At 41.3% G+C, this 22,866-nt stretch carries 20 protein-coding genes; all 20 read left to right on the top strand.

Annotation, left to right across the window (positions count from 1 at the left end; genetic code table 11):
- Positions 1-89: 89 nt before the first annotated feature.
- The 20 genes from BQ9856_RS15040 (at position 90) to BQ9856_RS14945 (ending at position 22,832) form a co-directional block, all read left to right on the top strand.
- The gene (locus BQ9856_RS15040) at positions 90-812 is read left to right on the top strand and encodes a LytR/AlgR family response regulator transcription factor (protein ID WP_077611759.1); all 723 of its coding nucleotides are present in this window, start codon (positions 90-92) and stop codon (positions 810-812) included.
- Positions 797-2,110 (top strand): ATP-binding protein, encoded by a 1,314-nt coding sequence (locus BQ9856_RS15035; RefSeq protein WP_077611758.1) that lies wholly within the window; start codon positions 797-799, stop codon positions 2,108-2,110. Before BQ9856_RS15040 ends, BQ9856_RS15035 begins: the two co-directional genes overlap by 16 nt.
- A gap of 206 nt (positions 2,111-2,316) precedes the next feature.
- Entirely contained in the window at positions 2,317-4,338 is a 2,022-nt protein-coding gene (locus BQ9856_RS15030; protein WP_077611757.1) for a vWA domain-containing protein, read from the top strand.
- Positions 4,339-4,410: 72 nt separating this feature from the next.
- Complete coding sequence (locus BQ9856_RS15025) at positions 4,411-6,612, top strand: transcriptional regulator (RefSeq protein WP_442855534.1); 2,202 nt, start codon at positions 4,411-4,413, stop codon at positions 6,610-6,612.
- A 96-nt stretch (positions 6,613-6,708) separates the two neighbouring features.
- Positions 6,709-7,137 carry a membrane-associated protease 1 gene (locus BQ9856_RS15020; RefSeq protein WP_077611756.1) on the top strand — a complete coding sequence of 143 codons (429 nt, stop codon included), beginning with the start codon at positions 6,709-6,711 and terminating at the stop codon, positions 7,135-7,137.
- A 33-nt stretch (positions 7,138-7,170) separates the two neighbouring features.
- On the top strand, positions 7,171-7,596 hold the full coding sequence (locus BQ9856_RS15015) for a membrane-associated protease 1 (protein WP_077611755.1): 426 nt from the start codon (positions 7,171-7,173) through the stop codon (positions 7,594-7,596).
- Positions 7,597-7,647: 51 nt separating this feature from the next.
- A complete protein-coding gene (locus tag BQ9856_RS15010) occupies positions 7,648-8,055 on the top strand; it encodes a DnaJ domain-containing protein (protein WP_077611754.1) in 408 nt (135 codons plus the stop codon).
- A gap of 15 nt (positions 8,056-8,070) precedes the next feature.
- Positions 8,071-8,625: an FHA domain-containing protein gene (locus BQ9856_RS15005; RefSeq protein WP_077611753.1), complete on the top strand. Its 555-nt coding sequence runs from the start codon at positions 8,071-8,073 to the stop codon at positions 8,623-8,625.
- A gap of 23 nt (positions 8,626-8,648) precedes the next feature.
- Positions 8,649-9,146 carry an FHA domain-containing protein gene (locus BQ9856_RS15000; protein ID WP_077611752.1) on the top strand — a complete coding sequence of 166 codons (498 nt, stop codon included), beginning with the start codon at positions 8,649-8,651 and terminating at the stop codon, positions 9,144-9,146.
- Positions 9,143-10,009, top strand: coding sequence for a PP2C family protein-serine/threonine phosphatase (locus BQ9856_RS14995; protein ID WP_077611751.1), 867 nt, complete (start codon positions 9,143-9,145; stop codon positions 10,007-10,009). The genes BQ9856_RS15000 and BQ9856_RS14995 overlap by 4 nt, the downstream gene beginning before the upstream one ends.
- Positions 9,990-11,747 (top strand): PP2C family protein-serine/threonine phosphatase, encoded by a 1,758-nt coding sequence (locus BQ9856_RS14990; RefSeq protein WP_077611750.1) that lies wholly within the window; start codon positions 9,990-9,992, stop codon positions 11,745-11,747. The genes BQ9856_RS14995 and BQ9856_RS14990 overlap by 20 nt, the downstream gene beginning before the upstream one ends.
- Before the next feature lie 50 nt (positions 11,748-11,797).
- Positions 11,798-14,272 carry a hypothetical protein gene (locus tag BQ9856_RS14985; RefSeq protein WP_077611749.1) on the top strand — a complete coding sequence of 825 codons (2,475 nt, stop codon included), beginning with the start codon at positions 11,798-11,800 and terminating at the stop codon, positions 14,270-14,272.
- A 7-nt stretch (positions 14,273-14,279) separates the two neighbouring features.
- The gene (locus tag BQ9856_RS14980) at positions 14,280-14,879 is read left to right on the top strand and encodes a hypothetical protein (protein WP_139348712.1); all 600 of its coding nucleotides are present in this window, start codon (positions 14,280-14,282) and stop codon (positions 14,877-14,879) included.
- Positions 14,869-16,314, top strand: a complete 1,446-nt coding sequence (locus BQ9856_RS14975; RefSeq protein WP_077611747.1) for a contractile injection system protein, VgrG/Pvc8 family — start codon at positions 14,869-14,871, stop codon at positions 16,312-16,314. Before BQ9856_RS14980 ends, BQ9856_RS14975 begins: the two co-directional genes overlap by 11 nt.
- Positions 16,315-16,331: 17 nt before the next feature.
- Positions 16,332-17,471, top strand: coding sequence for a pentapeptide repeat-containing protein (locus tag BQ9856_RS14970; protein WP_077611746.1), 1,140 nt, complete (start codon positions 16,332-16,334; stop codon positions 17,469-17,471).
- A gap of 11 nt (positions 17,472-17,482) precedes the next feature.
- Positions 17,483-18,052: an imm11 family protein gene (locus tag BQ9856_RS14965; RefSeq protein WP_077611745.1), complete on the top strand. Its 570-nt coding sequence runs from the start codon at positions 17,483-17,485 to the stop codon at positions 18,050-18,052.
- Between the two features lie 186 nt (positions 18,053-18,238).
- Positions 18,239-18,685 carry a hypothetical protein gene (locus BQ9856_RS14960; protein ID WP_077611744.1) on the top strand — a complete coding sequence of 149 codons (447 nt, stop codon included), beginning with the start codon at positions 18,239-18,241 and terminating at the stop codon, positions 18,683-18,685.
- Positions 18,686-19,186: 501 nt separating this feature from the next.
- Positions 19,187-19,504 (top strand): hypothetical protein, encoded by a 318-nt coding sequence (locus tag BQ9856_RS14955; RefSeq protein WP_077611743.1) that lies wholly within the window; start codon positions 19,187-19,189, stop codon positions 19,502-19,504.
- Positions 19,505-20,039: 535 nt separating this feature from the next.
- Positions 20,040-20,909 (top strand): hypothetical protein, encoded by an 870-nt coding sequence (locus tag BQ9856_RS14950; RefSeq protein WP_077611742.1) that lies wholly within the window; start codon positions 20,040-20,042, stop codon positions 20,907-20,909.
- A gap of 90 nt (positions 20,910-20,999) precedes the next feature.
- On the top strand, positions 21,000-22,832 hold the full coding sequence (locus tag BQ9856_RS14945; protein WP_077611741.1) for a PAAR-like protein: 1,833 nt from the start codon (positions 21,000-21,002) through the stop codon (positions 22,830-22,832).
- Positions 22,833-22,866 lie beyond the last annotated feature (34 nt).

Here is a 22,866-nt window from a genome sequence, read left to right as displayed (position 1 = left end):
AGAGAAAAGTACTTCTAATCCAATAGGAAAGTACGTTGAAAAATGAAATGAAATATCTTTAGCGATTGCATGATAGTGGGGGGAAGGCCATGTTAGAAATTGGAATTTGTGACGATGACCGTCTGCTGCTGTGGGAACTGGAAAAGCGTCTGTATGAATTGGGTTATGAAAATGGAGTAAACCTGGAGATTGATGTTTATACAGACGGGGAAGAGATCGTTAAGGCAGTGTATGAGGGAAAGCGTTTTGATATCATTTATATGGATATTGAGATGAACCATTTAAACGGTTTGACGGCAGCAGGAATGATTCGTGAAGCGGACCGGACCGTACAGATGGTTTTTGTGACGTCCTATGACAGTTATATGAAGGAGGCATTTAAAGCTGCTCCGATTGGTTTTATTGTTAAGCCCATAGAGAATAAAGAGTTTACTTCGACATTTAACCACATCTTAAAGCTGATCGGAAAGGAAGATCAATACTACCGTTTCCGTTATGACCGGTCGGATTATAAGGTATTGTTAAAAGATGTGATGTATTTTGAAAGCAAGCGCCGGATGACGGAGATCGCGTGGGAAGGCGGGCGCTATAAGCTGTATAAGAATCTGGAAACCGTAGAGGAAGAATTAAAAGTCCATAAAACGCGTTTTTTAAGAATCCATAAATCATACCTGGTCAATTACTGGTACATTGCCAGATTTTCGGCCGACATTGTGGAACTGATGAATGGGACCCGCCTTCCGGTCAGCCGGAGCCGGCGGAAAGAAGTGGAAGAGAATCTGTATGAGACAATGGAATGGTGTCATATATGAGATATGAGGTCAGGATCATAGTAAGTGCATGCACAACCCTGTACAGCATGGCACTTTTGAAATTATATCTGGAGCTGTTTTTAACAGAAATAAAAGGGAAGAGAAAGGCAGCAGGATGGCTGCTTTTCTTTTTCGGGCAGATGTACATGAACATGAACGCAGCCGGGCATATGTGGATAAGGAATCTGTTGATGACTCTGGTCGCGGCAGAGCTTGCGGGACTTTTGGGATATACAGCTCCTTTGTGGAAACGCTGTACTTTTTCCATGCTGTTTGCTGCCTTGTGGGGACTGGCGGAGCTGCTCGCTCTGCTGGGATTTGAAATATACACGGGTAAAGACGGTGCCGGCACAATAGCCCCATTGCTGCTGTCAAAAGCGGCAATGCTGCCGCTGGTTATGGGGATCCGGGCTTTTATGAAGAAGAAAGGGCTGGAAAAGGAGATTTGCGGGGAAGGTATCTCCATGATTTTACCCCTGATGGCTGCAATGACGGTATATTACTCTTTTTACATGACAGTGGAGCAGGCAGGGAGCCGGAGGGGGGAATTATCCTGGTGGCTGTTCTTAGGGACTGCAGCGATGATGATACTTCATTTAAGCGTTTATCCGTTTTATGTTCACAGGGCAGAAGATGCCCGGATAAAGAACAATGAACGTATATACATAAAACAGATGGAATTATACCGGAAACAGAGACAATTGGAAGAAGAGGAAGCGGTCGAGCTTCATACGAAGCGCCATGACTTAAAGCAGAAACTGATTTATATTCAGGAGCTTGCGAGGCATGAAGAGAAGGAAAAGCTGATGGAAATATTGGCTGAAATGATCGGAGAGACAGGAAAAAGGGAAAGGCTGGAGGGAAGAACCGGAAATCTGGTGGTAGATGCCCTTGTGAACAATTTAAGTACGGAAGCCCGGTTAAAGGGGATTCGCATGAACACAAGGATAAAGCTGCCGAGAGAACTGAATATTGATGACAGTGATCTGTGTGTTCTGCAGGGAAATGCGTTTGATAATGCAGTGGAAGCACTGGAGGAGGTGGAAGAAGAAAATCGGGAAATGTGGCTTGAAATGAAATATGAAAGGGGAAGCCTTTTATTCAATATCAAAAACCGGTATACGGGTGAACTGGAGCAGGTGGAAGGCGGAGGGTTCAAAAGCAGAAAAAAGGATGGCATACATGGTTTTGGATTACGCTCTATGAAAAAGGTGGCAGAAAAATACCATGGAATCCTGGCCGCAGAGGGGAAAAACGGGATTTTCACATTGAAGGTTATTTTGTATGAACGCTTTTAAAGTTAACTGTTAAATAGGATAAAACGTAGATCCCATGGCTAAACCGGCAATCTGGTTTTATGTTATAGCATAAAAAAAGATAAAAATGCAGAAATATTACCAAAAGTTACATATAAACCGTTATTTTTTACATGTTAAATTTTTCCGTCGAATTTTGGTGTATATTGTAATTAATAAAAGACAGAAACAAAGGTGTGTAAAAATCTATGAGAAGATTAAAAGCAGTTGTATTTGTACTATTTTGTTTTGTTTTTATTTCAAACTCCTTTGGAGTATCGGCGGAGGAAATTGCCAGTGAGAAGAATGGGCTGGATGTTACTTTTGTTATGGATTACAGCGGCTCTATGGCAGCCAACGATCCGGACCACACTGCAATTGGAATGGTAAAGGCATTTGTAGATACGGTTCATAGTGCTGATATCCGGATCGGTTTTGTGGCATATAATGACCACATCATGTCATCTGCGGCCCCTGTTTCTGTAAGAACCCAGGAAGAGCGGGACTCGTTAAAGGCACTGATGGATTCAACCGGTTATTCCGGTAATACAGATATTGGCTTGGGCTTAAGCTACGCATACGGATTGACAGGGCAGGAAAGCGGACGGAAACGTATGATTGTTTTAATTTCTGATGGAGAGTCGGATTTGAACGGATCTTCAACGGGAAGAACATTAGAAAGCTCCAACCTGGATTTAAAGAATACTGTAGAAGCCTGCCAGTCCCAGGGAATACCGGTTTATACCGTTGCATTCGGCAAATACGATGGAAACAAGGATGTTCTGAAGGAGATTTCCGGACAGACAAATGCCCGGAATTATACGGTTGAAAAGCCGGAAACATTAATTGAAGTTTTGTACGGGATATTTAATTCGAATATGGCCTACCGCATTCAGGAGATCACGAACAGTATTTATGCAGAAGGCAGCCAGAGTATCCGCATTAAATTAGATGATTCCTATCTGGATGAAATGGATGTATTGATGATTTCGGCGCAGCAGATCGGAGACACCACAGTATTCTACGGAGACCAGCAGATAAAGCCGGTCAATCTGGTCCATTATTCCGTGGCTAAGATATCAGAAGTAAAAAATGATATCAAGGAATTGACGATACAAACAAATACGCTGAAAAACCAGGAGCTAAAGATTTATCTGATCAGCTACAGAGGCTTAATTCCTGTTATGGAAATAGAAACGGCGGCGGGAAGAAACCAGCCATTGCCTTATCGGATTTATTTCAAAGATAAGAACGGAACTGTGATAACGGACGAAACGTTTTATAAAAATTTCACTCCCAAAATGGAAATTTATGCGGACGGGCAAGCGGAAAACGGCAGGAAAAGTCTGGAAACTGCCATAGAAGGCGGTGTAATTGCAGGACAGGTGGTTTTGCCCCAGTCAGGAACTTATTACATAGACTCCCGTTTGGATGACGTGATGGAATCCTGCGTTTTCGAAACGGCAAGAATTCAGGTTATTAATACTCCGCCGGCAGGAGAGCTTCCTGACCAGGTACGCTATAACCCTTTCAGCAAGGAAAAACAGTTTGTACTTGATGATTATTTTACCGATTTTGACGGAGATCCGCTTCTTTATACGTTGGACCAGGATGCGGGAGACTTAGCAGAAATCGGCTTGGAAGGCGGAGTCCTTACCATAAAACCATTGAAATCCGGTAACGGGAATATTCTGTTAAAAATCTCCGACGGAGAGGCAGCAATCTCTTATACCTACAGCATTACGGTAATGCCCTTATGGAAAGCATACTGGTGGGTCATTGTCCTGGTTCTTGCAGCGTTGGGTGCAGCTCTTTGGAGGATTTTCCATAAACCGAAACCCGAGCTGGAAGTAATAACCGAAAAGAAAGCCAGTAACCGTTTCCAGGGGAAAATGGATGCTTATTTTATTTCACAGCCGGAGGGAGAAGATGAGATCCCGCCGCTTACGTTTCCGATGTATAAAATCAAGGATAACCGGGTAAGCCTCGGCGATCTGATGAAAGAATATCCCAATGCGTCAGCCGCTTTAGGGCTGGATGGCATTTTCCTGATAGCCGATGAAGACAGGCGGATGATTTTGTATCATTCTTCGGACTCTTCGATCATGATCGGAAGTTCTATCGTATGCAGGAAGATCCAGTACAGCGTAAGCTTTGGTGACATCATTTCCATTACGTCACCGGATGGAGCTTATGACCTGGAGGTTCACTATATTTCAATGCTTCAGTAAAAGCGGGCATGACTGCCTGCGGCAATGATAACGTTGTTCACGTTTCTGATCCTTTTTACAGGGGAAGAACGAATGAATAAAAGTAAGAAAGAGGGAGTGGTGCCTATGGAAACTATCACACAAACGAACCGGACAATTCTATTTTCTGAAATTAATCCTGAAAAGCTGAACCTTCTGACCCTGATCGGGGATGTGAGAGGAAAGACCAGCTTGGATGATGACAAAATCAAGGAAATTAACGAAGTGCTTCTGGTAGAAAGTTTTGAAGAATTTTTAGAAAAATTCTCGCCGGTTGTTTACTCCTGGTGTGATGCTAAAACTGGAAGCATCCAGTACAGCCTGATCAAACCAGAGAATATACCGGATAACTGTATTACGGAAATACCGCTCAATGAAATGAATGACCTGCTGAATATGCTGATCACCTTACAGGATGCAAAAGGCGCCCTGGGAGTGGCAAATGTGGACTTTAAGTTCAGCAATGTCCTGGATATGATATCTCCGAAAAAGATTATGGAAGATATCCGCCAGGTGCGCAGAGAGATCCAGTATACTTATGGGAAATACATGGAGTTAGAGGAGGAAGATCCCAAGCGTCTTGACATGGGAGATAAGCTGAATTACCAGTTTGAACAGGCGAGCCATAATTATAATAATGTATTGGCCATGCTTCCGCTTGCAATCGAAGACATCAAGACCCGACTGCTATTAGGAAACGGTGAAACGGCTCAAAGCGGCCAGGAATTTAAGGCGGGGCTTTTAAGCATGGGGGATGACGGAGAACTGAAAATCCTGGAAATGAAACAGGAAGAAGGAACCCAGCTTGCCGTGGTGGACGATCACATTAATACAAGCCTGATCCAGACATTCCGGGATGACTACGATGCTCTGAATGAGAACCCGTCTGATTATGTCAGAGAACTGGTGGTCAGGACCTTCTGCCCGCTTACTTCCACAGTGGAAAGTACGGTGGACCGGGAGGTAGAAGTACATAATTACAATACCTATCTTGAATTTTATAAAAAAAGTAAAGATGATTTCGTAAAAGCGGTAAAGCCTCTGATTGAAAAGATTCTGGGGGTAAAGGCTTTCTTTGACCAGTATCAGGTAAAAGAAAAAGGGATGCAGCCAAAGCTTCTTATTACAAACACGCCTTTGGAAATGATGGTGAAATCAAGCAATCTGCCAAGACTTCTGACTTATTTAAATACGACAAATGATAAAAATGAGTTTGAAAATACTCTTTGGTTTGGAATCGTTCCGGATGTGGAACTGAACCAGTCCGGAGGCGGAAAACTTCAGAGAATGCGGTTTGCAGGCAATCAGAAGGAGAGGAAGCCGGGGACCAATTCCATGGAGAGCCTTGCTACGCTGATGAATGCGGTCAATCCGTATAAGATCACAACCTTTTTCAGCTTTTCCACCGGAGAGGAAAGCACATTCAGTTATGTGGCTACGGAAGGAATCGGTATTTTCAAAGACAAATGTACTCCGTTAATGAAGAAGGATTACAGTGAGTTTGTAGTCCCCTGCATTCCCAATGTTACCATTATACCAAAAGATAAATCCGGATTGATTCTGGATAAGCGTATGGTCATTGACAACGACGGAAATGTAGCTCTTTCGGAAGAAAAAGAAGACATTATGAAGATGTGGATTGAGGGAGTCTATGTGGGGGCTGCCTATGGTGCCGCAGGAATCGCTGCCGCATGGCAGTGTCCGGAATATTTAAAGCAGAGGTTCCCCAACACCACCAAGGAGTATCCGGGTGTGCGTTATGACATAGAGGCGGGCGACAACGCTCTTCTGGTCACCACCAGTATGACGAAGGAAATCTCCGGATTTACCAACGCCATTAAAAATTCCATTAACCACACAGGCTTCGGATTTGTTTTTACATCAGACAATGCCCAGCATAAGGGCCGCGATATTAAAAACATCATGGTTTATAAAGCGAGGAATCTATTAAGCAATGGCTCAGAATATGAACCTATTTATAAAACGCTTGTAGTTACTTACATCGAGCGGATGCTGCGGTTCTACAGCGGAGATTTCAAGCAGGATAAGATTTTGAAATTTTTCAGTAATAATCCGAACAGCCAGAAGAGCAAATGGGATGCAAACCGCCAGTATGTTAATTCCCTGCTTCAGGACGGAGATGAGCTGGATTTCGATATTGATGAGAAGAACGGTATCTGCAATGTACAGCTGACATTCAGCAATACCACCAGAAATCTTAAGGTGGAACTGACCAGAAAAGGGCAGACCGCATAGGTTATACCGGGTAGATTTTAAAAATCAGGTAACTGAAAGCCGGTAACAAACGGCTTATGGATTACAAAATTATTTATTAAGAATGGAGGATGAAATATGGGACTTAGAATGAAAATCACAGGTAGTGAATCGGTAGAACTGCGCGAAACAAGTATCACGAAAGTGGTATTTGGAGCAGATATTCCCCATGATTCCAATGCCAGATCAACAGATCTTGGTTCAACGGTCCTGGTAGAAGGAAAGATACTGGCTGCAGTCGGCGGGGAAACCGCAGATGACACCAGCAAGCTGGCCAGATGGGCTTTGGTCCCGGCAGAAAATTCGGACTGCTACCGGAATGTTCAGATCGATGTTGTAAGTGCATCTCAGGTGGTCAGACAGATCACTGTTCCCAATGCATTCGTAGTGGATTACACAGAGGATTTTACGGATGAAACCGGAGCCGGTGTATTTAAGCTTCTCCTGAAACAGAAGAAGGACAAGATGACTTCCCTGAAGTTTGAAGGCGGATTCAGCGGAGAATAATCAAAAACAATAAAAGAAAGGAAGGAACAGATTATGGGATTTACATTAAAAGTAGAAGGGCCGTCTACCATCGACCTGGGAACCATCAGCATTACAGGAGTAAAATTCAGGACAGATATTCCTCTTGATTCCAACGCGCGTTCCACCGATCTGGGAAGTACTGTTGAAATCTCAGGAAAGATTTTAACAGCAGTGGATGGAGATCCTTTTGATTCTACAAGGCAGTTGGGACTCTGGTCTCTGGTTCCTGCAGAAAAGTCAGACTGCTACCGGAAAGTAACCATTGAAGTGATCGCAGCCTCCCAGGTAGTACGTAAATATACATATCCCAATGCATTTATAGTGGACTATAAGGAAAACTATGGGGATACGGAAGGTGTCGGAACGTTCCGGCTGATCATCAAACAGAAAAAAGATAAAATGGCGCAGATCGCTGTGGAAGGCGGATACAGCGTATAAACATGCAGGGGCTGCCTAACTGGCAGCCCTTTTCTATAAGGGAAGAAAAAGATGCTCGATTACTACAGAATCCTCGGGGTAACTCCTCAGGCAACAGAAAAGGATATTAAGTCTGCCTATCGGAAGCTGGCAAAGAAATATCATCCGGATGTGGTCAAAGATGATCCGGACGGAAATAAAAAAATGTATGAAATCCAGGAAGCTTATGGGGTTCTGGGTGATGAAGAAAAAAGAAAGCAGTACGACTCCATCCTGGAGGCGGGACGGGAAAGAAGCAGGACCGGAAGCGGAACAGGGGATCCAGCCCCGGATATGAGCCGGTTTGAACGTTTTTTTGGATTTCAGCCGGGAAAAGGTATGGAGACGTACCGTGGAACCGGGGCCGGTTCCGGGAAAAGCACAGGGCCGGTAGATCCGGATGATTTGTTTGCTTCTTTCTTTGGTGTGAAAAAACGATAAAGGGGCAGATGAAACATGGAACGCAATAAAAAAATGAAAATAGGATTTGATATCGCGATTCTTATATGTGCGGCATTTTTAAGCCTGGGCTTCCTTTCCCTGAAAAACGGCCGGATGTGGATTTATGCCCTGGTTGCAGCAGCAGGGCTGGCGGCAGTGATTGATTTGATTTTGCAGCTGACTGCAAAAAATGCCGCGGCCAAAAAGAGTCCGGCAGTATTCCTGGAAGCAGCAAAAGTCCGGGAGCTCATGCTTTTAGACGAGCATGATAAACCATTAAAATCCTGGGATTTAGCGGGAAAAACAGCCCTTATTATAGGAAAGAAAAATGAAGATGAGGATGTAGATGTGGATCTTGAAGACTGCGAATACAGCACATTCATCGACGGTCAGCATGCTGTTTTAAATTATTGCCTGGATTCCTGGTATCTGGAGGATCTGGGGTCAAAAAACGGCGTAAAGATCAGAAAAGTGGAGGATGGCGGCTGCTATCAGGTGACCAACCGGCCATGCAGGCTTTCGGCGGGAGATGTAATTTACATTGCCAATACCCGCCTCTTATTGACATAAGAACAAAGATGGGAGATTGAGACATGAGTTTAGTGAGATGCCCCAATGGACATGTTTTTAACGCAAGGCGTTATGGGAATACCTGCCCCTACTGCCAGATGAAGCTAAAAGAGGAAACAGAGGATAAAAAACCTCTGGGATTCGAACCAACCGTAGAACTTTTGCAGGAAGAGATCAGGCCGGTCTGCGGCTGGCTCGTGTGTATATCCGGTGCAAGAGTCGGTATGGATTACAAGATCCACAGCGGTAAAAACTTTGTCGGACGCGGGGATGACATGGACATACAGATTTTAGGAGACAATGAAATTAACCGGAAGAATCATACCATCATTGTCTATGACCAGAAAAAAAGAAATACGGTCATACTGCCGGGAGATGCGGCAGGATTGGCATATTTAAATGAAGAGGCGGTCTATGTACCCACAGAATTAAAGCCTTATGATGTGATCGAACTGGGAAAAAGCCGGTTTCTGTTTGTACCTCTGTGCGGAGAAAATTTTGAATGGAATGATCAGAAATGACAATGACAATAATGGGTGGTCTGGGAATTCTTTTGTTTGCTTCTGTTGCAGGGAGAGTGGCTCTGCTTGCCGCAGACAAAAAAACGGAAGAAAAAAATGAGAGAGAAACAAAGGGCGGAGAGGCTGTCAGTCAGACTACGGGGAATCAGGAGATACAGGCGGATGTAGCCGGAATCCAGACAAGCAGTGCGGGAACTTTGGCTGTGCTGTCTGATGGAATCGGGAGAGCAAATACCGGAAGGGTATGCGCCGGGATTGCGGCAGACACTCTGCTTGATGCTTATCAGCCGTACCGGGTTTTGCATAATCCCGAATATTTTTTTAAAACTTCCTTTTATGAGGCGAACCGAAGGATTCAGAAAACCATAGGAGAACGGCGGGGAGGAGCCTGTCTGGCGGCTGTCTTTGTAAATGGAAGGACATTGCATTATGGCCTGGCCGGTGATATCCGTATCGCTTTACTGAGAAATCAGGAATTGATCCCCTTAAGCAAAGGGCAGACATTGGATGTTCTGGCTTTGAATGCTTATGAAGAGGGAATCCTGTCCAAAGCGGAAACAGTCTGGACCATGGAGGAAAAGCGGGTCTGGAATTACCTGGGGTTAGACGGATTCCATGAAATTGAAATCAGTGAAAAACCGATCCGCTTAAAACCCGGGGATGTGATCCTGCTTATGACGAAAGGAATTTTTGAAGTGCTGTCCTGGGCGGAAATAGAAGATATCCTGCTAAAGGATTTTACTTTAAAGGAAAAAGCAGACAGTATGGTCATGGAAGCGGAAAAGAAAACGGGTTTGGAGAAAGAAAATGGAAGCGTTCTGCTTCTGAGGGCGGAGGTGCTTTATGAGAAGAATGAATTCTGAATTCCGAACGCAATATATTTCAGAGGAAGGGCAGAAGCTTAAGAATCGGGATTATTTCGGCTTTGTAGAGATGGATGACTATGCCTGCTACGTACTTGCTGACAGTCTGGATGGAGAACTGGAGACAAACAGTGCAAGATTTGTGGTGGAAAGTCTGATCCGAAGCTTTGTAGAAGGCCCTTCCATGAGAGCAGGTAAGCTGAAACGCGACATGAACCGGGCTCACAGGGAGCTGTTAAAGCAGCGGGGCGGGATGCACTTAAAGGCTTCTGTCATCATGGTAGTTACGGATTATAAAAAGCTTCGGTACTGCTATGTGGGAAACAGCCGATTTTATCTGCTTCGTAACGCAAGGATCCTGATTAAGACAAGGGACCAGTCCCTGACCCAGAATTTGCTGGAGGAGGAGAAGGTCACGCTTGACCAGGCGGCCGCCCATGAGGAACGGAATAACCTCTATTCTTTTCTGGGGGAACGGGGGCAGCCGGAAATTCTTACGTCAAAAAGGCTGAAACTGGAAAACGGGGACAGCTTTGCCCTGTTGACCAGGGGAGCCTGGGAGAACTTAAACGAGGATGAATTCCTGGAAATTTCCGGGGAGGCCAAGGAACCGGGGGAGATTCTGGAAAAGGCGGAAGATATCATTTTAGGGAAACAGGAGACGGACGAGGTTGATAATTACAGCCTTGCAGTGACCTTTGTTGACAAGGTTTACCAGTCTCCCAAAAAGAAACTGTCCATAAAAACGATCCTTCTTATTGCGCTTCCCGTCGTTTTGGCAGTTGGGGGGATCAGTCTTGGCTTTTATCTGCGCCACAGGAGCATAAAAAACAAAGAAGAGAGTCTGGAAAAATACTTAAACAGCGGACAGGAATACCTAAAATATGATAATTATCAGAAAGCTTCCGAGGATTACGGAGAAGCAAAAAAACTGGCGGATAATCTAAAGAAAAAAGACGAGTCAAAAGAGGCGGACCAGTATAAAAAACTGGCGGAGCAGATTCTCTTAGCGGATGAGGCCATGACGGGAGGAGAGTACCAGAAGGCCCAGAGCCTTTATTTAAAGGCCAGGGAATTGTCCATGGATGCGGGGAACGTGGGAAAGCAGTATATAGACGCCCAGTTAAAGCAGACCAGGGATTACATCGATGTATTTGATTTGATCGAAATGGGTCAGCAGAAAGAGAATTACGGCGACATGGAAGGAGCCGTGGAATCCTACCGGCAGGCAAGGGACAAAGCGGCAGCCCTTTATTTCTCAGCGGGAAAGGACGAAGCCCTGGCAAAGCAGGCGGCAGCTGAGGAGAAGATGGAAAAGGACAGCCAGAAATCAGCGGAAGCGGCGGCAGCGGTCAACGAAGAATCTCAGGCGGCGAAGCAGGCGGAGGAGGAATCCAGGCAGGCCGATGAAGAGAAAACCAAAAAAGAGGAAGAAGAAAAACGGGAGCTGGAAAACCAGCAGAAGTTAAATGACCAGAAAAATGCCATTGATTTGGAGAATAAAGGAAATGAACTCCTGGCGGAGGGGAAATATGAGAGCGCCATTACCTATTACCAGACAGCTCAGGCGATTTATGTCCGCCTGGAAATGACCGAGCTGGCGGATGGGATCAACAGTAAGATTGCGGCAGCAAAGGCCGGGATTAAGGCAAAGAGTAAAGAGACGTCCGGGACAGACAGCGGGACGGAAACCGGAAATGGAAACACCGGGGAATTCGGCCCGGGAGTGAACCGTTAAGAGACCGGACAGTCATTTGTGGGAAATAAATAGCAAAGTGAGGAATGTACATGAGCCGATATACCTATACCTTACACCCGGGAAGGAAAGAACCGGAAAAGAATACCTATAAAAGAAGCAAACTTGAGAAAATGACAACATTCCAGCTGAAGGAGGTCTGCCGGAAGGAGAAGCTAGTCCTGCCTTCCGGAAATTCCATGGACCGGGAAGGACTTCTCCGGCTGATCATGCGATTCCGGGGACAGAAGGATTATCGGCATATCGATACAGAGTATGAAGGCGGGCTGGAGCGCCTTCAGGAGTTTTTTGACCGGAATCTGATAGACATCAGCTCCAGCCAGAATGTAAGGATTCCGGGAACGATCGTAATTTACCAGGGTACCGGTCTGAGTGAATTGGATCATTATAAGGTGGAATCGGATGTCCCGTTATACGAAGGGAATTTATTGCTTATAGACGAAAACTTTCAGGTTTATACCTGTTTTTACATAAAAGAAATAGATGATAAATGCTTTCTGTTTCAGGGAAAAGATATGCCCATCCTGCCGCTCGGAAAGCACCAGTATTTTATTCTGTATTTCCCGAATGAACGGGATTCAGAATTCCTTTATGACTGCTACCAGGGGACTTATTCCGCCATTCCGGGGCATATGGATGGAATCCGGATTCCGCTTCTCGATATAGAGGTCCGGGAAGTGACGGACACAGACCTTCCTCTGGTCATTGACTTCGGAAGCTCCAACACGACCATGGGCATATGTTTGCCTGACGGCACTACAAGAATTGCCAGGGCCGGGAATGGCCATATCATTCCCAGTGTGATTGGAGTGGAGGAAAGCAGGGAAGGCAGGCATGGATTTGTATTCGGGTATGAGGCGCTTACAATGGGCGGCCAGAATTATCAGGATGAGGATGTCCCTGTATTCTTCGACATCAAGCGGTGGATCAGCGATGCAGGGCGGCAGGAAGGCGTTATCTTAAAAAGCGGTTTTAAGTACCAGATTTCCCGCAGGGATATGTTGAAAGCCTTTTTGGAGTATTTGATCGATCTGGCAAAGCAGCAGTTTAAATGCCGGTTTAAAAATATCCAGTTCCTGGCGCCTATCCGGCAGAAGGAAAAGTTTCAGGAGCTGTTTAAAGAACTGCTTCCGGAATATAATGTCAGCTGCGAACTGGATGAAGGGATGGCTGTGCTTTTTAACAGCATTTACGGAATGATCAGCCAGAACCGGTATGAGAGGGAACGCTGGTACCATGCGCTGATCATTGACTGCGGAGGCGGAACCACGGATTTGACCTCCGGCAGGTTCTGCATTGACAACAGCCGGGTGTCCTATACCATTGATTTAGAGACAAGATATGAAAACGGAGATACGAATTTCGGAGGCAATAACCTGACTTTCCGTATTCTGCAGATGTTAAAAATCAAGATTGCAGCGGCATTGGGATATCTGGAAGAGGAGAATCTTGACATTCCATCAGAGGGAAACTACTGCCAGAGGCTAAACCAGGGATACGGAAAGGCGGAGGATTTTCTTCCGACCCGTTTTAAGGATTATGAGGAACGGAGCCGGGAGCAGTATTTTAATGTAAAGAACAACTATTATTATCTGTTCCAGCTGGCGGAAGAGGTGAAGAAGTCATTTTTCCAGACCAGGTTCCAGTATGAGCTTTGGATCGGTACCAGCAAGGAAACAGAAAGGAAGGGGATGTTTTTGGACAAATGGAAATTGTCGGTTCTTCAGGAAGGACATTTTACCCATATCGGCCAGGAGATCTGCTTTCCATTGTATTTAAATGAAATTGAGATGGTTTTAAGGCCGGATATTTACAACCTGATGGAGCGTTTTCTGGATCAGAAATTTGAACAGGGGGAGCTTCAGGAATATGAAATGATCAAGCTGACCGGGCAATCCTGTAAATCCAGTTTGTTTACCGAGGCTTTGAAACAATATGTCCCCGGAAAGCTGATCCAGAGCGCGAAGAGAGAAGCGGATGAGTCGGAGCTTAAAATGTGCTGCCTGGAAGGAGCGCTCGCTTATTTTATGAACTGTAAGCGCGGCTATATGAAGGTGAACCAGGATTATCAGGTGCGGACGCTTCCCTATGAGATCATGGCGTACACCCACGAAAACCAGGAAAAGATCCTGATCCGCAGCCTGGACCGGGAAGAGCATATCGGCTGTATTTCCCGTTTCATGGTCGGGAAGCAGCTGGATCTTTATTTAAATGATGAGAAGGGAAAACGCTTAAAAACCTATTATTTTGAATACGATACCGCAAAGTTTGAGCGGACCACCCAGGAGGAGATCGACGAAGAATACGCGGGAAGCGTGATTCAGGAGGAAACGGATACCATACTGGAAGGGGAAATGAAGTTCTTTGTATGGGTATCCAGAAAGCGCTGGGGCTTCCTCGTGCTTCCGGTGCTGCGGGAGAATGAAGTGCTTTACAAAGGAAGGGAGACCTTCTTTGATTTTGAGGATGATACGTGGGAAGAGAACTTTTTTGATGGAAGGAAGTAGGGATTCCATGGAAAGAATGGATATAGATTTATACTTGGCTGGTATTGAAAGGACAGAAGAAGCAAAGGATAGGGTTGAGGAAAGTACAGAGGATATTAAAAAAAATGCATTAAAGAAGCTGGAAAGAGTTCGAAAAGAAATCAATCAAGCTGTAAATTTGAATTTGGAGCGCAAAGATTTTTTTGATTTATTTTCAATGTGCCTTCCTTTAAATCTAATTCAAAATCAAATCAAAGAAGAAAACCTGATTATGTTTCGTTCTCAGTCAGAGCATCTGGCACTGGTGATTAAAGAGATTGATTATGATGAATCCATTGATCTGGAGTCCATTAAAAAATATTATCAGGAACAAATGCTGCGGTCGAAACAGCAAACACAATTTGACCAGTCTGGAAGCAGAAAAGTTAACGGGATCGAAGTTTTTTATTTTACGGCTGCTCATTCAATGCCAGAGCAAAAGCAGATTGATTATATTATTTTATTTACCATGTGCAGCAGGACAATCATCCTTGATTTTAATATGAGAGAAAGTAACTATTCATTTTGGAAAATTGTAATGAATGCAATGATCGGATCATTGCGGCAGGAGGGGAAACATGGAATGTGAAGGGATTATAAGCTGTGGCGAATTAAAGACAGAACCAGTTCATTTTATAGAAATAGATGAGATAGAAATCAACAGGAACATAAACGAACATATGCTTTTTGAAGTGGCGGGAAGGATCAATGAGGAGGAAAAAGGTCATTATACCAGAGAATTGAATTTTGGCACTGAAATGATAGTGAGATATAAAAACGGAAAAATTTTATTCAGAGGATTAATCACTGAAACAGAACTGAAGCACCAGGGAGAGTTTTACGTACTTCGGGTAAAGGGCTGTTCTCATACGGTTTTGCTGGACATGACCAAAAGGACCAGACCATTTCATAATACTGATGGTACATATACACAGATCTTTCAATCCATTGCTTCAGAATATACAGGAGCGAATGCTGTTATAAGTGATAATTATTTAACAAAGACAGACCAGTTTCTAATGCAGTATAGGGAAACGGACTGGGAATTTATGAAACGTCTGGCTTCCCATAAGCAGCAGGGGATCATTGCTGACTGTACAGTTGCCCATCCGGCATATTATGTTGGTACTCCGAAATTGTACACAGATGTGGAAAATTCAAAAGGCGGATATCAGATTAAAAAAGATTTAAAAGCGTATAAAAAAGCATTAGACGTTCCTGAATATAGAGCGGTTGATGCTGAATATATTACATATACCGTTTGCATGGATGAATGGCTCAATTTAGGGGAAGAAGTAATTTATAAAGGATTGAAATTGTGCGTAAAATCAGCCCATAGTGTATTGGAACATGCGGTTCTGGTTCATCGTTATGAGTTATGCGTAAAAGAAGGACTGAACCAAAGGAAAACATACAATGAGATGTTAGCGGGAAAATCCGTTATGGGAAAGGTTGAAGCTGTGAACAGGGATATCGTGAAAGTCCGGGTACAGGAGGAACAAAGTGGGCAGAATACTGACTCAAATACAGGCGTTGGAGAATCATGCCGGTTCCCATATTCTACCGTATATGCCACCAGAGACGGAAGCGGCTGGTATTGCATGCCGGAAACAGGAGATAAGGTAAGGATCATATTTCCTGATTCGGATGAGAAGAATGCCTATGCTTCCAGTTCTGTAAGCGAATATCAGCCGGGGCCGCAGGAAAAAGACAGGATGGCAGACTACAGAAGACGGTATATCCGTAATCCGCAGGGGATGGAAGTGGCCTGGACTCCGGAACAAATCAACATATCGGCGAATGGGGCCTGTGTTGCAACATTTGATCAGAAAGGAGTCCTGACTCTTTCCGCTAATTCGAAAATCATCCTTCATTCAGCCGGAGATATTTTTATAGAGGCCGGTAATCAGATAAAGATGAATGCGTCAGATTGTATCAATATGGTATGCGGAGGAAAAGGAGAGATCAATATCAGTCAGGATGGTGTGATTGAGCTGAAAGGAAATGAAGTTTATACAAATTAATGAAATGAGGATTACATATGGAACGGGAGAAGTTATTAAAGCAATTTGATTTTGGCAGTGTTCTTATCCAGGGGACAGAGAAGATGATGGAACTGGACCGGTTTTGCCGTGAAAACATGGATCCGCTGAGTAAAGAATTAAGCCGGTCATTTGAACGTTTAATAGAACGGATTGAAGAAGAACAGAGGAAGTATCCGGAAAGAAACATTTTTTGTATCAGCATATGTGTTTTAAGGAGCAGATACGTAAAGAGGGATGGACGAGTAAAAATCTATGCATATGATGAGAAGTTTTACCTTGATTCCAATGCAATATGGACAGAATGGGATGCTGAAGTTTTATTTAAATACCTGTGGGAATTAGAAGATAATCTACATCAATGTTTAAGAGATTTTAAAGGAGAAGTTACCGGCGCTGACTTAAAAAACATTATGTTGACTGAGTATATTCCATATATTATCCGGTATATAACAGAGATAGCCAGATTTGCAATAAGAAAAAAATATATCCATAAGCTGTCGAAGCTGAAGGTGATGGATGATTTTTGTATTACAGCCGGTGAGTATAAAGGAAGCTTTGATGAGGTTTATATAACAGAGAGGTTAAGTGATAATAACCAGGAACTGCAGAAACTTCTGGAAAATTACAGAGAAAGTAACATTCAATTTTATAGTAAGATATATGAAAACATGAAATTAAGGAATTTTCAGTTAATTGGAATAAATTTTACGAAAAGCAATTTTTATCGCATGGATATGTCGGATTCGAACTTTGATGGGGGCTTTTTTTTAAAAGCATGCTTCCATCATTGCGATCTGAAGAATACATCCTGGAAGGAAGCTTTGTTATTTGACGCAGATTTTTCGGACAGTGATTTATCAGAAGGAGACTTTACAAATTCAATGGCTTCTATTACACCTCCCAATTTGTTCAATTGTAATATTTTTAGCCTCATAGGAGCGGATTTTACGAATACAAATCTGACAAATGCAGATTTTACGGGAGCGGATTTTCGAGGGGCGGATTTCAGGGAAGCAATATTGAAAAATACAGTATTTGCAGAAACCAGATTGTCTGGTGCAAAGTTTAAGAAGGAGGAACTGCATCATCTGGCGCTTACGGAAGAACAGTTAAGCGGCATCCGGATATACGATTAGGGGGTGAGGGATTGGAATACTTCGTATTGTCACAAGATGAAACCTTTAAGAATACGGTTACTATTGATGAAGACCGATTACCTGAGGAGTTTAAAACTATCCGGTCTCCGGGACGGAAAATTAATCTGGATTTGCAGAATGTACCTTTTAAAGAGAGAAGCTTTAATTTTATGGTGAAAGGTAATGTTGATAATTACTATCCGGATTTAATTGAAATACCTCTTTTGTTGATTTCAGATCAGTTAAAAATGATATTTTGCAGTTATGAGACCAGGCTGCAATGTAATTGCACCATTCTAAGCGACAGGGTCAATAAGATACAGAAGGTTTACTGGCTTTGTGTACTGGAAAAGGTAGATTGCCTTGGAGAAGATACAGAATTTTATCCGGATCATTCACTGAAAAAACTGGTGTTGGATGAGGAGAAAATAGGGAACAGAAAGATTTTTCAGGTATCTGGGATAAGAGAGCGTAAGATTATTGTCAACCTTGATGTAGTGGAGAGCATATTGCGAAGACCGTTTACAGGGATACATATGGAAAAGGCATGTCTGGACTACGCAATTTGTACTGATGATTAAAAAATAAATTATGGATTTCGGGGGAGGTATGAATAAAAGCTTAGTTAATAGAGCGGTGGAATTTATGGTAAAGATGATGATTGGCTTTGCTATAATATTTGGGGTAATTGTTTTTTACTTATAGTGTTTTTTATAAAAGAATTAAGAGATGAAGCTGAGTTAGACCATAAGAACACAGGAATACATATGACGTATCCTGATGTTGTAAAAAATTATCTGGAGAGAAAGTATGGAAAAAAATTTATTGTTGATCCCAAGGACTACAGTTATGGAGGCTCACCAATTCCGTTCTATCATGGTTGTTATACAGCGACATATTATGTATATGAAAATGACGATCCAGATTATACATTTATTGTAGAGGTTACTCCTGTATCTGTGTCTGATGCCAGCATAAAAGAGATAAGAGATAGTTATTGCTGGAAATTTTTGCGTGAAAAGTTAAGAAGAAAGATTGAAAAGAAAATTGATGAGACATTGACTGAGGAGTATAAGGTATTTGTTAGTATATATGGGGGTACAACATTTGAAAATTACGTTACTCCTGATTCGCAAATAGAAGATAAACTTCAGCCAAGAATTAGTATATGCGTATTTGCATCTGAAAATAAAAAAGTGCAGAACAAAAAGTAAAAAATGATATAACCCAGCTATTAAAAGAGTTAAAAGAAAATAATAATAACGTAAGTATAAATTTTATTTATTATGTAACAAAAATAAAGAAGAATTTGCGTATATTGATGTGGAAAATGAAGAAAGAAAAGATTTTATAGTATATGAAGATGATAATCCTAAAGTATACAAGAAATCAATTTGGTCTATAGATATGGATGAAAAATTTGAGATAAAGATTGATACTGATGATAAATAATGAGTATGCATTGTTAGTAAATGAGGAAGGTGAAGTAGTTTGAGGAAATAAAAGATAAAGATGCAGCTAAGCTTGTTAGCTTAATATATGGAACAACAGCATATAATGATTGGAAGCAAATTTAAAAAATAATAAGAATGTTACAGTAATAAGATAAGTGGTATGGTTTCTATTATGGAGAATGACGTATCAAAATTAAGACATCAACGGAGTAACGACCTTCTAGCATAATAAAGATTGTTTATGGAAGGATGATTATAGATATGAATAAAGATTCTATTAATAATGCAGTAGAAATTATGGTAAAAGTACTCGTGGTAGTTGGGGCAGTAATTGGAGTGATTATTTTTATAATACTTTTATTTACAATAAAATATTTAAAAAATAATTTAAGAAATAAACCTGATAACGTACAAATACACGAAGGTTACTCTGATAAAGCTAAAAGTCATCTGGAAGGAAAATATGGTAAAAAATTTATAATTAATCCAAAAGGAGCCAATGATGGAGTATTGAAAAAGAAACAGAACGGAAGATTTATTTGCTTCTTAATGAGTTTAGAGAAAAAGCTAATAATATGAGTATGAAGTTTTCATATTATCTAGTTGAAGATAGAGAAAAGTTTCAACTTATTGATGTAAATGAGCTTGAGAAAAGAAGTTTGATAATATATGGAAGCAATTATCCTGAATCGATTCATCAAATGAAAAAAGAAAAGAAATTTCAAACAGAAATTAATACAAATGATAAGTAGAGTAGAGATAAGAATTTAATTTTAGTAAAAATTATAAATAAGAATAGTTGGTGAAAAAAATGAAAATATAAACGATAAAGACGGAGCAAAACTTGTCAGTTTAATATATGATCGCACCATATATCAAGATTGGGAAAAGTTAGGGAAAATCGGAACTGTAAGCGATTTAGTTGAAATGGTGGATGAACATATATTTAATTCAAATGTAACTGATACATTTGGCGGCGAAATGGCCAAAGAAGAGTTCCTATAAGCCATCTTTAAGCTGAAACTGGACTTAATAAAATTAAACTGAATATATAGAACAAATATATTGATAATCAGTACTAATTTTAAGAGAAAAGGAAGGTAAAAAATGTAATATGAATAAAAATTCAATTAATAATATGGTGGTATTTATGGTCAAAGTTCTGGTAATGGCAGGAATAGTTGTTGGTATAATCATTTTCACTTTAGTTATCTTATTTGTAAAAGAGGTAAGAGATTACCATAAAAGGGGTAAAGAAAAAGTACAAGTTATAACAGATCAGTATCCGAATGCAATTAAGAAACATCTGGAAGAAAAGTATGGAAAGAAGTTTAACATAAATCCAAATTGGAAGAATACTGGCGGAGGATCACCCATCCCCTTTTCGGAAGATGGTTCTTCTATTTATTATGAAGTTTATGCAGAAGATGCCTCGGATTTCCCATTTCGTGTTTATGTATATCCGATATCTGAAAAAGACCGCAGCATAGAGGAAATACGCGACAGTTATTGTTGGAAATTTCTTCGAGAAGAATTAAGAAAAAGGTTCAAGGATAGGTTAGACGGAGTATTACCAGAGGGATACAAGTTATCAATTGAAACCGTTGGAAACATAACATTTGAAAATTATGTTACTCCGGCTTCATCAATAGAGGAATATTTTAAGAGTTATAGGTTTCAACCAACAATATATATATACATATATACACATAACAGTGAAAAAACAGTAGAACAAAAATCAGAAGAAAGTGCTTTTTTACTACTTAATGAATTTAAAGATAATATTGATAATATAAGTATGAAGTTTATCTACTATGTCATAGAAAACAAAGACGATTTTGATTCTATTGATGTGATAAGAGAAGAAAAAAAGAATTTGGCGGTATATTCGGATGATACCGAAACATCATACAAACGAATTCGATCAATGGAAAAGGAAGAAAAATTTAAAATAGAAATTAACAGTAATGATAAGGGAAATTAAGGATATATATTCTGTCAGGTGAAGCCTGAGATCAATAAATAATAATTTACTTATGAAAAAATTTGATTACAAAACAAAAGGAGAAAAAATTTGGCAGAAATAACAAATAAAGATGCAGCAAAACTTGTTAGTTTAATATATGGAACCACTATGAATGAAAATTATGAAGAACTAAAAAGTAATAAGTTGAGTGATTTAGTAGATTTAATGGAGAGTAATGTATCAAGCTTAGATGTAGAAGAAAAAATCGGCGGTGAAATGACCAAAGAAGAATTCCTGGATGTCATCGACCAAATCAAAGATTCCGATACATTAATGCGAATGGAAATCAAAGATTTTAGTAATAATGAAAAAACCGATTTCCGGGCCATGACGCTTGTAGATCCGGAAAATGAGGTAAATCCCACCATCGTATTCCGTGGTACTGCAGGTGACAGTCAATGGGATGACAATCTTGCAGCTATTTTTTCCTCCCAAACTCCATCACAAAAAGAAGCAGCAGCTTACGTGATAAAATCCGGGTTGGATCACATAACTTTAGCCGGTCATTCAAAAGGCGGAAATATGGCTGCTTCCTGTGCCTATCTGCTGCCGGAGGGTCTCATTGATAAGGTATATTCTTATGACGGACAGGGAGAATCACAAACTTTCCTGAGTGAAATATCAGCCGGAAAACAAAAATATGCCAAGAGTATCATTTACAACATTAATGAATACAGAGATCCTGTAAGCCAGCTCTTGGCTAAAACAGGACTTGATAAAAATTCAATTTATTTTGACTCCGGTGTAGATTATATAAATGCGGATCTGCAAGATAAAAATTTTAATTTCAAAATGTATTTTTTTCATGTCCATAAGCCCAACTACTATTTAAAATCTGAAGTTAAAGTAGTAAACCGTACCTTTGTTCCATCCAGGATAGCAAATAAGATTTCAATGATGAATGAGATTGATGCGTTGCCGGAAGGAGTGAAAAGAACCATTGCCCAGAAAATATCTGGACTTTTGTATGCAAAAGACGGAAGTAATTCAACTAAGTGGAATGACCATTACTGGGATTGTGTTCTTGAGGCGGAGGAAGTCTACTCCAGAGTAAATAAGAGCAGAGAAGATGCCATATGCAGAAAACTTTCAGAAATGTACCATGTGGATTTTTCAAAATTTAAACTGGATCAGGAGGATACCAGTTTTGTGGTGGAGGGAGCCATCCTGATGTGTCCTTACTGCGGTGGTTTAGGAGATTTAAAAAACATAGAGAACCATGGAAACATGATCCAGCACAAAGCAGTCGCTTCCAAAAAAGACAACAAACCGGGGGAAAATATTGCTATGCAGGATTGTGAGTGTTCTGCCGATGCGCCTGGTTTGATCATGGATGACAGTGAATCAGGCGGAGTAGAACCATGTATGCCGGAAATCTATCATGAATGGGTAATTACTGAACCGGATAAGGTATTATACATTGATGGAGAAAAGGTAGAGGCAGTTTTAAAAAAATCGGTGTTAGGCTGTTGCCGGGGCGGAATCATCACTGTGGAAGATAACGGTCAGATGGATTTAAGTGCGGTTAAGAAGCTTTCACTTGCAGAGAGAGTAAAAAAGGCTGTAGAAAATAATAAAATCATTCAGTCTAAACCAGCAAAGTATTGGATCAATTCCCAAAAAGGACTGTTTGATAAGACCTTTATGGATAATAAGCTGAAAAAAATGGCAGATCAGATTAATCTGAATATAGATCTGGCTGAAACGGCTATTAACGGGGTAACGTATTCCTTAGGTAAAGCAAAAGAAAGTGCAGACAAATTTATTGATAAAACAATGGATAGTATAAAACAGGAAACTGATTCTATAATCAACCGGTTAGAAGATGAGAAAGATAAATGGATTGAGGATGTTATCAATTACCAATTGCAGTTTAAATGATAAACAGGTTCATTTTTAGGACCAGAGAGGAAGC

The organism is Clostridium sp. Marseille-P2415 (assembly GCF_900155545.1).
In the GTDB taxonomy this organism is placed as follows: domain Bacteria; phylum Bacillota; class Clostridia; order Lachnospirales; family Lachnospiraceae; genus Lacrimispora.
The sequence above is the reverse complement of the archived record's forward strand: the minus strand, read 5'-3'. Positions and strand labels throughout refer to the sequence as shown.

What these genes read in the sequence shown, in the direction of transcription:
- BQ9856_RS14960 (WP_077611744.1), top strand. Translation starts at nt 18,239, where the DNA reads ATGACGTATCCTGATGTTGTAAAAAATTATCTGGAGAGAAAGTATGGA.
- BQ9856_RS15025 (WP_442855534.1), top strand. Translation starts at nt 4,411, where the DNA reads ATGAATAAAAGTAAGAAAGAGGGAGTGGTGCCTATGGAAACTATCACA.
- BQ9856_RS15000 (WP_077611752.1), top strand. Translation starts at nt 8,649, where the DNA reads ATGAGTTTAGTGAGATGCCCCAATGGACATGTTTTTAACGCAAGGCGT.
- BQ9856_RS14975 (WP_077611747.1), top strand. Translation starts at nt 14,869, where the DNA reads ATGGAATGTGAAGGGATTATAAGCTGTGGCGAATTAAAGACAGAACCA.
- BQ9856_RS15010 (WP_077611754.1), top strand. Translation starts at nt 7,648, where the DNA reads ATGCTCGATTACTACAGAATCCTCGGGGTAACTCCTCAGGCAACAGAA.
- BQ9856_RS14950 (WP_077611742.1), top strand. Translation starts at nt 20,040, where the DNA reads ATGAATAAAAATTCAATTAATAATATGGTGGTATTTATGGTCAAAGTT.
- BQ9856_RS15040 (WP_077611759.1), top strand. Translation starts at nt 90, where the DNA reads ATGTTAGAAATTGGAATTTGTGACGATGACCGTCTGCTGCTGTGGGAA.
- BQ9856_RS14955 (WP_077611743.1), top strand. Translation starts at nt 19,187, where the DNA reads ATGAATAAAGATTCTATTAATAATGCAGTAGAAATTATGGTAAAAGTA.
- BQ9856_RS15035 (WP_077611758.1), top strand. Translation starts at nt 797, where the DNA reads ATGGTGTCATATATGAGATATGAGGTCAGGATCATAGTAAGTGCATGC.
- BQ9856_RS14970 (WP_077611746.1), top strand. Translation starts at nt 16,332, where the DNA reads ATGGAACGGGAGAAGTTATTAAAGCAATTTGATTTTGGCAGTGTTCTT.
- BQ9856_RS15015 (WP_077611755.1), top strand. Translation starts at nt 7,171, where the DNA reads ATGGGATTTACATTAAAAGTAGAAGGGCCGTCTACCATCGACCTGGGA.
- BQ9856_RS15020 (WP_077611756.1), top strand. Translation starts at nt 6,709, where the DNA reads ATGGGACTTAGAATGAAAATCACAGGTAGTGAATCGGTAGAACTGCGC.
- BQ9856_RS15005 (WP_077611753.1), top strand. Translation starts at nt 8,071, where the DNA reads ATGGAACGCAATAAAAAAATGAAAATAGGATTTGATATCGCGATTCTT.
- BQ9856_RS15030 (WP_077611757.1), top strand. Translation starts at nt 2,317, where the DNA reads ATGAGAAGATTAAAAGCAGTTGTATTTGTACTATTTTGTTTTGTTTTT.
- BQ9856_RS14980 (WP_139348712.1), top strand. Translation starts at nt 14,280, where the DNA reads ATGGAAAGAATGGATATAGATTTATACTTGGCTGGTATTGAAAGGACA.
- BQ9856_RS14990 (WP_077611750.1), top strand. Translation starts at nt 9,990, where the DNA reads ATGAGAAGAATGAATTCTGAATTCCGAACGCAATATATTTCAGAGGAA.
- BQ9856_RS14995 (WP_077611751.1), top strand. Translation starts at nt 9,143, where the DNA reads ATGACAATGACAATAATGGGTGGTCTGGGAATTCTTTTGTTTGCTTCT.
- BQ9856_RS14985 (WP_077611749.1), top strand. Translation starts at nt 11,798, where the DNA reads ATGAGCCGATATACCTATACCTTACACCCGGGAAGGAAAGAACCGGAA.